The sequence below is a fragment of the Streptomyces hygroscopicus subsp. hygroscopicus genome, assembly GCF_001553455.1.
In the GTDB taxonomy this organism is placed as follows: Bacteria; Actinomycetota; Actinomycetes; order Streptomycetales; family Streptomycetaceae; genus Streptomyces; species Streptomyces hygroscopicus.
Genome location: NZ_BBOX01000257.1, coordinates 1 through 13,499 on the forward strand (window position 1 = coordinate 1; position 13,499 = coordinate 13,499).

Annotated in this window: 12 protein-coding genes; 7 read left to right on the forward strand and 5 right to left on the reverse strand. The window is 73.0% G+C overall.

Going from position 1 to position 13,499, the window contains the following annotated elements; translation table 11 throughout:
- Nucleotides 1-283: 283 nt before the first annotated feature.
- Nucleotides 284-1,477, reverse strand: coding sequence for a glycosyltransferase (locus AXW62_RS24825; protein WP_060946453.1), 1,194 nt, complete (start codon nt 1,475-1,477; stop codon nt 284-286).
- A gap of 276 nt (nt 1,478-1,753) precedes the next feature.
- Here AXW62_RS24825 and AXW62_RS24830 point away from each other — a divergent pair, with 276 nt between their 5' ends.
- Nucleotides 1,754-3,754 carry a glycosyltransferase family 2 protein gene (locus AXW62_RS24830; RefSeq protein ID WP_060946454.1) on the forward strand — a complete coding sequence of 667 codons (2,001 nt, stop codon included), beginning with the start codon at nt 1,754-1,756 and terminating at the stop codon, nt 3,752-3,754.
- A 33-nt stretch (nt 3,755-3,787) separates the two neighbouring features.
- Here the strand turns inward: AXW62_RS24830 and AXW62_RS24835 are convergent, their stop codons facing one another.
- From AXW62_RS24835 to AXW62_RS24840, 3 genes are all read right to left on the reverse strand, one after another.
- On the reverse strand, nt 3,788-4,843 hold the full coding sequence (locus AXW62_RS24835; protein WP_252368718.1) for a glycoside hydrolase family 6 protein: 1,056 nt from the start codon (nt 4,841-4,843) through the stop codon (nt 3,788-3,790).
- Between the two features lie 40 nt (nt 4,844-4,883).
- Complete coding sequence (locus tag AXW62_RS44095; protein ID WP_159060952.1) at nt 4,884-5,063, reverse strand: hypothetical protein; 180 nt, start codon at nt 5,061-5,063, stop codon at nt 4,884-4,886.
- 101 nt (nt 5,064-5,164) lie between these two features.
- The gene (locus AXW62_RS24840; RefSeq protein WP_060946459.1) at nt 5,165-6,820 is read right to left on the reverse strand and encodes an FAD-binding dehydrogenase; all 1,656 of its coding nucleotides are present in this window, start codon (nt 6,818-6,820) and stop codon (nt 5,165-5,167) included.
- A 320-nt stretch (nt 6,821-7,140) separates the two neighbouring features.
- On the opposite strand from AXW62_RS24840, the gene AXW62_RS44995 reads away from it, so the two are divergent.
- From AXW62_RS44995 to AXW62_RS24860, 4 genes are all read left to right on the forward strand, one after another.
- Nucleotides 7,141-7,929, forward strand: a complete 789-nt coding sequence (locus AXW62_RS44995) for a hypothetical protein (protein ID WP_176582580.1) — start codon at nt 7,141-7,143, stop codon at nt 7,927-7,929.
- A 29-nt stretch (nt 7,930-7,958) separates the two neighbouring features.
- Nucleotides 7,959-8,495: an NUDIX domain-containing protein gene (locus AXW62_RS24850; protein ID WP_030833326.1), complete on the forward strand. Its 537-nt coding sequence runs from the start codon at nt 7,959-7,961 to the stop codon at nt 8,493-8,495.
- Nucleotides 8,496-8,719: 224 nt separating this feature from the next.
- Nucleotides 8,720-9,100 (forward strand): YidH family protein, encoded by a 381-nt coding sequence (locus tag AXW62_RS24855; RefSeq protein ID WP_060946460.1) that lies wholly within the window; start codon nt 8,720-8,722, stop codon nt 9,098-9,100.
- 18 nt (nt 9,101-9,118) lie between these two features.
- On the forward strand, nt 9,119-9,499 hold the full coding sequence (locus AXW62_RS24860; RefSeq protein ID WP_079115778.1) for a DUF202 domain-containing protein: 381 nt from the start codon (nt 9,119-9,121) through the stop codon (nt 9,497-9,499).
- 367 nt (nt 9,500-9,866) lie between these two features.
- Here the strand turns inward: AXW62_RS24860 and AXW62_RS24865 are convergent, their stop codons facing one another.
- Complete coding sequence (locus AXW62_RS24865) at nt 9,867-10,793, reverse strand: NADP-dependent oxidoreductase (RefSeq protein WP_060946456.1); 927 nt, start codon at nt 10,791-10,793, stop codon at nt 9,867-9,869.
- Nucleotides 10,794-11,224: 431 nt separating this feature from the next.
- On the opposite strand from AXW62_RS24865, the gene AXW62_RS24870 reads away from it, so the two are divergent.
- Nucleotides 11,225-12,247: a phosphotransferase family protein gene (locus tag AXW62_RS24870; protein WP_060946457.1), complete on the forward strand. Its 1,023-nt coding sequence runs from the start codon at nt 11,225-11,227 to the stop codon at nt 12,245-12,247.
- A gap of 7 nt (nt 12,248-12,254) precedes the next feature.
- The gene (locus AXW62_RS24875; protein WP_060946458.1) at nt 12,255-13,469 is read left to right on the forward strand and encodes an acyl-CoA dehydrogenase family protein; all 1,215 of its coding nucleotides are present in this window, start codon (nt 12,255-12,257) and stop codon (nt 13,467-13,469) included.
- Nucleotides 13,470-13,499: the final 30 nt, after the last annotated feature.

A 13,499-nucleotide genomic window follows, 5' to 3' on the forward strand; every position in this document is an offset into this window, starting at 1 on the left:
AGCTGCCGTGAGCCGTGTCTCCGGCCCGGCCAGCGGTCCTGGTGACCGGGCGCCGCGGGGAAACACCGGGGCCGTCGGGCGGAGCGTGGTGGAGCAGCCGCGGCGGCGCGGGCCGCCCGCGCCTGCCGTGCGGGCCACTGACCCGGCCCCGTGCGGACAGCCGACCCGGCGGCCGGGGGCCGGGGGCCGGGGCCGGTGCTGGCCGCGACGGCGAACGGCGCCCTCGTCCGGGGACCCGGGAGCGCGGTACGAAGGCGGCACGGCGGCCGGGACCGGCTCTGGCTCAGCCCGCGGGTGCCCCGCGGCGGGGCATGTGACGGCCCGCCGGCGGCACCCGCAGGCAGCCGTCGGGGCCGCAGGTGGCGGTGCGGTCGTAGAGGTCCATCAGACGGCGGGCGGCGCGGGCGATGTCGTAGCGGTCGACGGCGTCCGGGACCGGAAAGCGCGGAGGGCCCGCGGCGGACTGCTGGCGCAGGGCGTCGGCGAGCGCGGCCGGGCCGGGGGCGATGCGGCGGGCGCCGGGAGCGGCGCCGGCGGGGAGTTCGTCCAGGGCGGGGCAGACGGTGTGCAGCACCGGCAGCCCGGCCGCGAGCGCCTCCAGCGCGGCGAGGCCGAACGCCTCCTCTTCGGACGGTGAGACCAGCACGTCCATGGCGGCCAGCAGGCCGGGCAGCCCCGCGGGCCGGTCGTCGGCCGGGGCCACCGCGCCGTCGCGCTCCCCCAGCAGCCGGACCCGGTCGGCCACGCCGAGCCGGGCGGCCAGATCCTCCAGCGCGGGGCGCTCGGGGCCCTCACCGACCAGCAGCAGCCGGGCGTCCGGCACCCCGGCGACGGCCCGCACCGCCGTGTCGAACCGCTTGTCCGCCACCAGCCGGCCGACCCCGCCGACCACGAAGGCCCGGTCGGGGATGCCGAGCCGGGCGCGGGCGGCCGCGCGGGCGGCCGGCTCGAAGTGGAAGTGGCGGGCGTCGATCCCGTTCGGCACCAGGTGGATCCGGGGGTTGGGCACCCCGAGCTCGCGCAGCCGGTCGGCGACGGCGGCGGACACGGCGACGGTCGCCGAGCCCAGCCGTTCGGCGGCGAGGTAGCGGGTGCGGAGGGCGGCCGTGAGCGGGCGGCCGTCGATCCGCCGTTCGCCCAGGCTGTGTTCGGTGGCGATCACCGCCCGCACCCCCGCCAGCCGGGCGGCGATCCGGCCGAGCACACAGGCCCGGTAGAGATGGGTGTGCACCAGGTCGTAGCCTTCGGACCGGATGATCCGCACCAGCCTGGGCACCGTGGTGAGCTGCCGCCGGCGCCCGTCGCCCACGGGCAGGTGGGTGACGGGGATGCCGTCCGCGCGGATGCCGTGCGTGGTGGCGCCGGGCCCCGAGAGGGCGATGACGTCACAGCGCACCGGCATATGGCGCAGCAGCAGCCTCAGTTGCTGTTCGGCTCCCCCGGCCCCGAGGCGGGAGATGATGTGCAGGACTCTCATCGGGCGACTGCGCCCCATCCGCCGTATTCCGATTGGCTTCGATCCGTTCGGACTCTGCCAGACGGCGGGATGTAAATCACGTAAGACGCGCGCCGCTGGGCCGTCGGAGTGGACATCTTACGGACCGTCAACAGGGCACGCCGAATTTCTGACGTGCGCGGTCATCCCCCGTGGGATTGTTACCTTCTCATCTCGCGCGATGACCTGATGAATATGGTCCGTATGGGTCATCGCGACGCGAGATTCGGTTCCAGCCAGACCCGCGGGAGTGCCCAGATGTCTGCACCGACCCCCGTCAGAGATTCCCCCCGGAAATCCGCCGCACGCACCGTGTCCACCGGGCCGCCGCCCGCGCGCACGGCGTCGGATTCCGGCGTACCGCACCACCGCCGCGCCCCGGTGTACGAGTACAAGCGGTACAGCGAACTGGCGGGCCCGTTGACGGAAGCGCCCGCGGACCGCGCCACGGACCGCCCTGCGGACCGCGCCTACCGGGTGCGTTACCGGAGTCTGCTGGCACAGGAGCCGCACCGGTTCCGGGCCGCGCTGCTGCTGTGCGCGGCGCCGGTGTGCTCGGCGCTGCTGCTGCTGTGGCTGCTGCGGCCGGACCACTGGGTGACGCGCGACTACGCGCCGGCGTGGCAGACCGCGGCGGATGTCGCGATGCTGGTCTCGATCGGGCTGATCGAGGGTTTCCGCCTGTTCACGGTCGTCTCCAACGCCCATGCCACCCTGATGGCGCGCGACCCGGTGCCGGTGGTGCCCGAGCCGGGGACCCGGGTGGCGTTCCTGACCAGTTTCGTGCCCGGCAAGGAGCCGATCGCGATGGTCCGGGCCACGCTGGAGGGGGCGGTGCGGCTCCGGCACACCGGGCCGCTGGACGTCTGGCTGCTCGACGAGGGGGATGACGACGAGGTCAAGGCGCTGTGCGCGCGGCTGGGCGTACGGCACTTCTCCCGCAAGGGCATCGAGAAGTGGAATCAGCCCAAGGGCGCCTTCCGGGCGAAGACCAAACACGGTAATTACAACGCCTGGCTGGACGCCCACGGTGACGCTTACGAATTCATGGCGTGTGTGGACACCGACCATGTGCCGTTGCCCAACTTCCTGGAGCGCATGCTGGGCTACTTCCGGGACCCGGATATCGCCTTCGTCGTCGGTCCGCAGGTCTACGGGAATTACGACTCCCCGGTCACCAAGGCCGCCGAAAGCCAGCAGTTCCTTTTCCACGCCCTGATCCAGCGGGCCGGGAACGCCTATGGCGGCGCGATGTTCGTGGGCACCAACAATGCCGTGCGGATCGCCGCGCTGCGCTCGATCGGCGGGCTGTACGACTCGATCACCGAGGACATGGCCACCGGTTTCGAGCTGCACCGCCGCCGCAACCCCGCGACCGGGAAGAAGTGGCGCTCGGTCTACACCCCCGACGTGCTGGCGGTCGGCGAGGGACCGAGCACCTGGACGGACTTCTTCACCCAGCAGATGCGGTGGAGCCGGGGCACCTACGAGACCGTGCTCAAGCAGTACGCCAAGGGCCTGTTCACCCTGCCCCCGGGCAAACTGCTCAACTACTCGCTGATGGTCGCGTACTACCCGATGACCGCGATCAACTGGCTCCTCTCCGCGCTGTCCTGTGCGCTGTTCCTGGTGCTGGGCGCGGCCGGGGTCCACATCCCGGCCGAGATCTGGATGATGCTCTACAGCGACGCGGCGGTGCTCCAGATCGGCCTGTACGTCTGGAACCGGCGGCACAACGTCTCCCCGCACGAACCGGAGGGCTCCGGCGGCCTGGCCGGGATGCTGCTGTCGGCGCTGTCCGCGCCGATCTACGCCAAGTCGCTGTGCGACGCGGTACTGCGGCGCACCAGCCGGTTCGTGGTCACGCCCAAGGGCGACTCGTCCAGCCCCGACCGGCTCACCACGTTCCGTATCCATCTGCTGTGGGCGGGGGTGTTCGGCTGCTCCCTGATCGGCTCGTTCTTCCTGGGGCACAGTCACGCGGTGATGCGCACCTGGGCGGTGCTCGCCCTCGCCCTGTGCCTGGCCCCGGTGGTGATCTGGTCGGTGGGGCTGCTGCGCCACGGGCGGAGGCGGCCGGCACGTGGAACGGTGCCGACGGCGCGGGCGGACAGCCCGTCTCCGGCGGCCAAGGAAAAGGCCAAGGAGACGGCAAAGGAGAAGGAGAGAGAGGAGACGGAGGTGGAGCAGGAGGAGAAGGAGACGAAGGGGGCCAAGGGGGCCAAGGAAGAGGAGAAGGCCCCGGTCTGCGCGCTGTGACCGGCGGCGGGCCCCTGGTGGCGGGGCCCGGACCTAACGGGCACCACCACCGTGATGGGCACCGCCATGGTGGGCACCGCCATGATGGGCACCGCCGTGATGGGCACCGCCGTGGTGGGCGCGGCCTTGGGCGTTGCGGGCCAGATCGAGCGCGTACGCGGTCCACCAGCGGCCCGCCGGGGGGCCTCCGTTGCAGGTTCCGTCGGACTCCCCGGGCCGCTTGATCCACAAATAGGCGTCCACGAGGGGGTCCCCGGTGGCGGTGCTGGGCGGCTCCCCCAGCGCCCGTCCCGGCGGATTGCACCAGTTCTCCCCCTTCCGGATCCCGTACCGGGCGGCGCGGGCGCGCTCCAGCGGGCCGTTGCCGTTGCGGCTGGTGTCGATGACGAAATGCGCACCGCCGAGGGCGGCGGACAGCTTGTGGCCGTATGCCTTGGTGGTCCGCGTCGGCTGGAAGTTGGAGACGTTCAGCGCGAAGCCGTCCGCCCGGCGGACACCGGCCCTGCGCAGTGGGGCCACCAGCCGGCGGGCGTTGTCGATCCAGCCGGCGTGCCCCGCGTCCAGGTACACCTTGGCGCGGGGCAGGGCGCTGAGCGTGGTCACGGCCTGCCGCAGCAGCGCCAGCCGCCGGGCGCGCTGACGGCGGGGGACGCAGCCGTCGACGACCTGGGCCACCGCGTCCGGTTCCACCACCACGATCGCCTTGCGGTCACCGATTCCCTCCGCCACCTCGCGGATCCACTTCCGGTACGCCGCCGCGTTCCGCGCGCCGCCCGCCGAATAGCGCCCGCAGTCGCGGTAGGGGATGTGATAGGCGACCAGTACCGGCGTGGCGCCGGTGTGGGCGGCCGACTCCGTGACGTAACGCACCCGGTCGCGGGGCGCGGGGCCGAGCCACTCCGCGACCGGCTGGTCCGCGATCCGCCGGATCAGCGCCGCCTCGCCGTCCCTGCCCTCCCGCTGCCGCTCACTCGCCTGCCGGGCGGCGGGGCTGTCGGGGTTCACCCACAAGCCGCCGCGCTGGACCGGGGCGTGGGCCGCCGCGAGACAGCCGCTCAGCGGAAGCGTCAGTACGATGAATAGGACCATGTGCACCCATCGGGGGTGAATCGAACTTTCGGCACCTTGCTCACGCATGCGATGAATCATGGCACCGGGTGTCGTCAGTTCCGCGGACGCGGGCGCCGTGAGCGTCGTTGTCGTCGTTGTCGTTGTTGTTGTTGTTGTCGTCGGTGCTGTTGCCGTTGTCGCTGTGGCTGCCGTCGTTGTTTGTCGTGGGTGTCGTCGTTGGTGGTGCCGTCGGTGCCATGGGTGGTGTGGTTTTCCCCGCCCGTACGCCGCGGCGGATGCGCACGGGCCGCCCACGCCCGCGCGGGGTTACCCACCACCCCGGCCGCCGCCGCGCGGGCGTTACGCCACCGCCTGGGCCGCCGCGCGGCCCGCCGTGCGGCCCGAGAAGAGGCAGCCGCCCAGGAACGTGCCCTCCAGCGAGCGGTAGCCGTGCACTCCCCCGCCGCCGAAGCCCGCCGCCTCCCCGGCCGCGTAGACGCCGGGCAGCGGTTCGCCGCCCTCGGTCAGGACGCGGGAGGAGAGGTCCGTCTCGAGGCCGCCGAGCGTCTTACGGGTCAGGATGTGCAGGCGCACCGCGATCAGCGGACCCGCCTTGGGGTCCAGGATGCGGTGCGGGGCGGCGGTGCGGATCAGCCGGTCGCCCAGGTACTTGCGGGTGCCGCGCAGGGCGGTGACCTGGAGGTCCTTGGTGTAGGGGTTGGCGATCTCGCGGTCCCGGGCGACGATCTCCCGCCGCAGCCCGGCCTCGTCGATGAGCGGCTCCCCGGTCAGTTCGTTCATCCGCCGGACCAGCGCCGTCAGCGACCGCTCCACGATGAAGTCCGCGCCGTGGTCCATGAACGCCTGGACCGGGCCGGGGACACCGTCCCGCACGCGGCCGAGCACATCGCGGACGCTCTTGCCGGTGAGGTCCGGGTTCTGCTCGGAGCCGGAGAGCGCGAACTCCTTCTCGATGATCTTCCGGGTGAGCACGAACCAGGTGTGGTCATGGCCGGTCCGCATGATGTGCTCGAGCGTGCCGAGGGTGTCGAAGCCGGGGAACAGCGGCACCGGCAGCCGCCTGCCACGGGCGTCGAACCACAGTGAGGACGGGCCGGGCAGGATACGGATGCCGTGCCGGGGCCAGATGGGGTTCCAGTTCTCGATCCCCTCGGTGTAGTGCCACATCCGGTCGCGGTTGATGATCCGTCCACCGGCCGCCTCGGCGATGCCGAGCATCTTGCCGTCCACATGGGCCGGGACCCCGGAGATCATCCGCTCGGGCGGGGAGCCCAGCCGCTCGGGCCAGTTGGCGCGGACCAGGTCGTGGTTGCCGCCGATGCCTCCGGAGGTGACGATCACGGCTTGGGCGCGCAGTTCGAAGGCGCCGGTGACCTCGCGGCTGCTGGCGGTGCCGCGTTCGGCACGGCTGGGTTCCAGGATGTCGCCGGTGACGGTGTCGACCGTGCCCGCGCTGCGGGCCAGCCCCGTCACCCGGTGCCGGAAGCGCAGGTCGACCAGGCCACGGCCGGCGCCCGCCCGCACCCGCCGCTCGAAGGGGGCGACGACCCCGGGGCCGGTGCCCCAGGTGATGTGGAAGCGGGGGACGGAGTTGCCGTGCCCGGTCGCCTCGTAGCCGCCCCGCTCGGCCCAGCCGACGAGCGGGAACAGCCGCAGCCCCTGGGCGTGCAGCCAGGACCGCTTCTCGCCCGCCGCGAAGTCCACATACGCCTCGGCCCAGCGGCGCGGCCAGTGGTCCTCCTCGCGGTCGAACCCGGCCGTGCCCAGCCAGTCCTGCCAGGCGAGTTCGCGGCTGTCGCGGATGCGCAGGCGGCGCTGCTCGGGCGAGTCGACGAGGAAGAGGCCGCCGAAGGACCAGTGGGCCTGGCCGCCCAGCGACTGCTCGGGCTCCTGGTCGAGCAGGATCACCTTGCGGCCCGCGTCGGCCAGCTCGGCGGTGGCGGCGAGGCCCGCGAGCCCCGCGCCGATCACGATCACATCCGCGTCGTACGCCATGGTGTGGTGTCCCGTCCTCGTGCGCCCGCCGACGCCCGCCGCCGGTGACATGACCGCGATCCTGCCTACCGGCCAGTACGGCGTCAACCCGGGACAGGGGAGCGGTCTCCGGCCGGTGTGCCGCCCCGTCAGCTGACCGAGGATCATCCGCTCATGCCCTGCGAATCTCCGGGGAATCCCCCCGTAATGTGCCGCGCATCCCGCCCGAATGTCCCGCGCAACCACCGTGAAACCGCGGCGAATTGGGGGTGCAGAACAAAAGGTCATAATCTTTCATCGAGATTGGACACGGTTCGGGCAAGCGGGCATCATCATCGACCATGGCTGACCGCTCCGTTGAGCACTCAGGGCCGACGCCCGAGGTGGAACGCCGCGTGGTGAACCCGACGCTCGTCACACCCGGCCCGCAGCCCCTCGAAGCCGGACCGCCCGCGGACGAGGCGCCTCAGGTGCTCCGCGGTGAGGTGATCGGGGCCCGGCACGCCCGCCACCGCCCGGTGGACAACCGGCGCAAGGCGGCCGCCGGGGCGATTCTGCTGTCGGCCACCGGCGCCGCCACCGCGCTCTTCATGTTTCTGGGCAAGGACGCCCGTCAGGCGTCGGCCGCCCCCGAACCCCATACCTCCACGGCCGCCCCGGACGAGCCGGAGGACCGTGCCGTCCCGTACGCCGAGGCCGCGGTGGGTGACACCCCGCTGCGCGGCGCCCGCGCCGAGAAGCCCGAACCGCGGACGCCCGCCGCCACGCGGCCGACGGTCCAGCCCCCGGCCGCCGACTCCGCCCCGTCGGCCAAGCCCCGCACCCCGTCGTCCGGCGGAAACCGCTCCGCCTCCTCCTGGCCGGGCTGGTCGGAGCGGGGGCCGGGGCAGTACGACGACTGGCAGGACGCGGCGGAGGCGTTCGACCGCTGGGTCGAACGGCAGGCCAGGCGGCACGCCGACGACGGCGGGAACGGGGGCTACGGGGGCGGCCACCAGAACGGACCCGGCGGCGGCTACGGGGACGGATACGGGGGCGGACCCGGCGGCGGATATGGGAACGGGTACGGCGACGGGCACGGCTATGGCGGTGGCTACGGAGGCGGATACGGCGGCGGCTACCAGCGCTGACCGCGTGCGCGATCTGCTTGTATGGCGGTATGCCTGATCAGGAACCGCTTTCCGCCGACGAACTGCTGGACATCGTGGACGAGCGGGACCGCGTGGTGGGCCAGGCCCGACGCGGTGACGCCATGGCCCACCGGCTCCGGCACCGCTGCGTCTTCATCCAGGCGCGGGACGCCCAGGGACGGATCTTCGTCCACCGCCGCACCGCCGAGAAGCTGGTCTTCCCGTCGCTGTACGACATGTTCGTCGGCGGGGTCGTCGGCGCGGGCGAGAGCTACGACGAGGCGGCGCTGCGCGAGGCGGAGGAAGAGCTGGGGGTGCGGGGGCTGCCCAAGCCCGTACCGCTGTTCTCGTTCCTCTACGAGACGCCCGAGCACACCTGGTGGAGCCGGATCTACGAGGTGCGCTGTGAGCTGCCGGTCGATCCGCAGGCCGAGGAGGTCGCCTGGTACACCTTTCTCACCGACGAGGAGCTGACGCGTCGGCTGCCCGAGTGGGAGTGGGTGCCGGACGGGGCGGAGGCGTACCGACGGCTGGTGGAGTGGCGCCGTGAGAGGCTCGAAGCGTGACCGAATCCGGCCCCTCCGACCCCGTCGGCCCTTCGGGGCCTGCTGACCCTTCCGGGTCTCCCGGCCCGTCCGGGTCTCCCGGGCCTCCCGGCCCTTCCGGGTCTCCCGGCTCTTCCGGGTCTGCCAGCCCGTCCGGGTCTCCCGGCCCTTCGGGGCCTGCCAGTGCGTCCGGCCCTTCGGAATCCGCCCGGACCGCCGAGCCGCGTGGCGGTCTCGCCTCCGCCATCGCGGATGTGCGGCTGTGGTTCGCGCCCGAGCGGCTGCGGGAGGAGGGCCACACCCCCGACTACCGCTTCTCGCTCGCCAACGAGCGGACCTTCCTGGCGTGGTTGCGCACCGCGATGGCGCTGGTGGGCGGCGGGTTCGCGGTCGACCAGTTCCTCCCGGAGACGAGTCGGGCGCTGCGGCTCGGACTGGCGCTCATGCTGCTGGCCGGCGGTGCGCTCTGCGCGCTGCGGGCCATCAGCCACTGGGTGCGCTGTGAGCGGGCCATGCGGCGCGGCGAGGACCTGCCGGTGTCCCGCTTCCCGGTGGTGCTGGGGCTCGCGGTCGGGGTGGTCGCGCTGCTGATGGTGGTCGTGGCCGCCTTCGGGTGGGGTGGGTGAGCCGGGAGGTGTGAGGTGATGGCGGAGGGGAAGAGGACGGACGGAACGCGAACGCCGGACCGGAGCCGGAGCCGGAACCAGGAACAGGGCCGGAACCGGAACCGCGATCCGGGGCTCCAGCCGGAGCGAACGCGGCTGGCCTGGCGGCGTACGACGCTGGCGTGCGCGGTGGCCGCCTCGCTCGCGGGGCGGCAGACCCTGCACAACGGTATCGACCCGGTCGCGCTCGTGGTGCTGGCCCTGGTCGTGCCGACCTGGCTCGCCTTCCTGGCGCTGGCCCACCGCCGCATCCGGGCCATGAACGTGCCACGGCCGCCCGTCCTGTCCCCGCGGGCGGCCGTGGCCGCGGTCGCCTGCACGCTCGCCCTGGCGCTGCTGGGGGCGGCCATGCTGCGATAAGGCCCTCCCGCCGCTTCGCCCACGCGCCCCTCACCGCCGCCACCCCATCGCCCCCGCACCCCGCACCCCTCACCGTCACCCCATCGCCCACGCGCCCCTTGCCGCCACCCCGCTGCCCCCGCCCCGGTTCGTCGGCCCCGTGGGCGTGGGGCGACCGGCCGGGGCCGGGGCCGGGTGCGGACGGGGGCGCCTGCGGCGGCCCCCTCCGCCCCTGGGCCGGGGGCCGACAGACCAGGCCCAGGAAGGGCGGGCAGGCCAAGGCCGACAGACCAGGCCGGGGGCGGGCGGCAGCAGCGCGGCACCGGCATGCGCGGGGCAGCCGAGGGTCGGTGCCACCGGGCCCCGCCGACGGGCTCGCCCGGACCGCTCAGGCCACCGTGATGGCGATCTTCCCCCGGGCGTGGCCCGCCATGCTGAGCCGCTGTGCGTCAGCGGTCTTCTGGAGGGGGAAGACCTCGGCGACCTCGATGCCGAGGGCGCCGCGCTCGGCGAGGTCGGTGAGGTCCTGGAGGTCGTCGGGGTCGGGGCGGACGAAGACGTAGCGGCCGCCGAGACCGAGGACGGCGTGGTCGGCGACGGAGGCCAGGCGGCCACCGGGGGCGAGCAGTGCGGAGGAGGCCGTGAGCGCGTCGCCGCCGATCAGGTCGAGGACGGCGTCCACCCCGTGCGGGGCGAGGGCGCGGACCCGGTCGGCGAGCCCCTCCCCGTACGTGGTCGGCTCGGCGCCGAGCGCGCGCAGATACTCGTGGTTGCGCTCGCTCGCGGTGCCGATCACGCGGGCCCCCATGTGCCGGGCCAGCTGGACCGCCATCGAGCCGACCCCGCCCGCCGCCGCGTGGACCAGGACGGTGTCGCCCTCGGTGACCTTCAGCGCCCGGCTCAGTGACTGGTAGGCCGTCAGGCCCGCCAGGGGGATGCCCGCGGCCTGCTCGAAGGAGAGGTTCCGCGGTTTGCGGGCGAGGGTGCGGATGGGCGCGGCCACGTACTCGGCGCAGGTGCCCCTGGAGAGGAAGTCCTCCCGTACGTACCCGATCACCTCGTCACCGGGCCGGAACTCCGTCACCGCCGGACCGGGCCGCTCCACGACCCCGGAGACGTCCCAGCCGGGGACGACCGGGAAGACCGCGTCCAGGACCGGTTCGAGGTACCCGGCCTGCGCCTTCCAGTCGACGGGGTTCACGGCGGCGGCCTTGACCCTGATCAGGACGGCGTCGGGGCCGACCTTGGGCTCCGGCCGCTCTCCGTACTCCAGGACCTCGGGACCGCCGTAGCGGCGGTAGCTGATGGCCTTCATGGCGGCGCTCCTCGCGGTTCCTTCGCTCGTGACCTGCCGAGCCCGTTTCCTTCCCTACGCCCCCTAACGCCCTCTAACGCCCCCTCCGACGTACTGCGACGACTACGACGGCCCCCACGGCTGCGACGGCCCCTACGCCTACGACGCTCCTGCTCCCCCGGCGCCACCGCAAATCCGTACCGCCCCGGCCCCAGTGCTCCAGCGCCACCGCCGCCCAGCGGTACCCGGCCCAGGTCGCGGACCAGGGGCCGTACCGTCTCCGGGGCCGCCTCGTCGTCCCCGGACAGCGGGACCGCCGACGGCCCACCGGCGAAGACCGGCCGGGTCGGGCCGGGCCGGACCGGAGAGCCACTGGACTACATACCGACTGGTCGGCATCATGAGGCGGGACGGTCCGCCCGTCCCCTGTCGCATACCGAGGAAGAGGGTCGATGAACGCAGGCAATCCCCCAGGGCTCGACCTCGAGCGGCTCCGCGCCCATCTCGACCGCGAACGCGCGGGGCTGGTGCGCGGGCCGCTGAGCGCCGAGCTGATCGAAGGCGGCCGTTCGAATCTCACCTACACGGTCACCGACGGCACGTCCCGCTGGGTGGTCCGCCGTCCGCCGCTGGGCCATGTGCTCGCCACCGCCCATGACATGGCGCGGGAGCACCGGGTGATCAGCGCACTGCACCCGACGGCCGTGCCCGTGCCCGAACCGGTGCTGCTGTGCGAGGACGAAACCGTCATCGGAGCGCCCTTCTACGTCATGGAGTTCGTCGAGGGCACCCCGTACCGCAGCGCCGAGCAGCTCGCCGGTATCGGCCCGGAGCGCACCCGCGAGATCATCCTCTCCCTCGTCGACACGCTCGTGACGCTGCACTCCGTCGAGCCGGCGGAGGTCGGGCTCGGCGACTTCGGTCGTCCGGAGGGGTTCCTGGAGCGGCAGTTGCGCCGCTGGGGCAAGCAGCTGGAGGCTTCGCGCAGCCGTGAGCTGCCGGGGATCGACGAGCTGCACACCCGGCTCGCCAAGACGCTGCCGACCTCCCCGGCGCCCACGGTGGTGCACGGCGACTACCGTCTCGACAACGTGCTGGTGAACGCCGACGACCGGATCACGGCGATCCTCGACTGGGAGATGTCCACACTCGGTGATCCGCTGACCGACCTCGGACTGATCGTGATGTACAGCGGTCATCCACAGCTTGCCGACGCCCCCATCTCGTCCACCCAGGGCGCCCCCGGCCACCCCACCACGGACGAGCTGATCCAGCGCTACGCCGAGGGTTCGGGGCGCGATGTCGGCACCGTCTCGTGGTACACCGCCTTCGCCTATTTCAAGCTCGCGGTCATCCTCGAAGGCATCCACTACCGCTTCACCCTCGGCCGGACCGTCGGCGCGGGCTTCGACCGCATCGGCGACATCGTCCCCGCTTTCATCGACAGCGGCCTCACCACCCTCCAGGAGAGCTGATCCCGTCATGGACTTCGCATTCGACGCCCGGACCGAAGAACTCCGCGCCAAGCTGCTCGCCTTCATGGACGAGCACGTCCATCCGGCGGAGGCGGTCGTGGAGGAGCAGCGCGCCCGGCTGGACTCCCCGTGGCTCACCCCGCCGATCGTCGAGGAACTCAAGGCCGAGGCCCGCCGCCAGGGGCTGTGGAACCTCTTCCTGCCCGACGCCGAGTACGGCGCGGGGCTGACCAATCTGCAGTACGCCCCGCTCGCGGAGATCACCGGCCACAGCCCCCAGCTGGCCCCCACGGCGCTGAACTGCGCCGCGCCGGACACCGGCAACATGGAGGTGCTCGCCCAGTTCGGCGACGAGCGGCAGCGCAAGCAGTGGCTGGAGCCGCTGCTCGCGGGGGAGATCCGGTCGGCCTTCGCGATGACCGAGCCGGAGGTCGCCTCGTCCGACGCGACCAACATCGAGACCCGGATCGAGCGCGACGGCGACGACTACGTCATCACCGGGCGCAAGTGGTACATCTCCGGGGCGATGAACCCCGACTGCAAGATCTTCATCGTGATGGGCAAGACCGACCCGGAGGGCGCCGATGTGCGCCGTCAGCAGTCGATGGTGCTGGTGCCGCGCGACACCCCGGGGGTCGAGGTGCGGCGGGCGATGCGGGTGTACGGCTACGAGGACCACTACCACGGCGGCCACGCCGAGGTGGTCTTCGACCGGGCGCGGGTGCCGGTGGGCAATCTCATCGGCGAGGAGGGCAGCGGTTTCGCCATCGCCCAGGCCCGCCTCGGCCCCGGCCGGATCCACCACTGCATGCGGTTGATCGGCATGGCCGAGCGCGGTATCGAGCTGATGTGCCGACGGGCCGTGGACCGTACCGCCTTCGGCAAGGCGCTCGCCCAGCAGGGCCAGGTGCACGAGTGGATCGCGGACGCGCGGGTGGCGGTCGAGCAGCTGCGGCTGCTGGTGCTGAAGACGGCCTGGCTGATGGACACGGTGGGCAACCGCGAGGCGCACACCGAGATCCAGGCGATCAAGATCGCGACACCGCGCACGGTGGTGGAGATCCTGGACCGGGCGGTGCAGCTGCACGGCGCGGGCGGAGTCAGCCAGGACTTCCCGCTGGCCGAGCTGTGGGCGGCGGCCCGCACCCTGCGGCTCGCGGACGGCCCGGACGAGGTGCACCAGCGCTCGCTGGCCCGCCGGGAGTTGAAGCGCTACCGGTGACCGGCCGACGGCCGGGACGGGGTGGGGCGC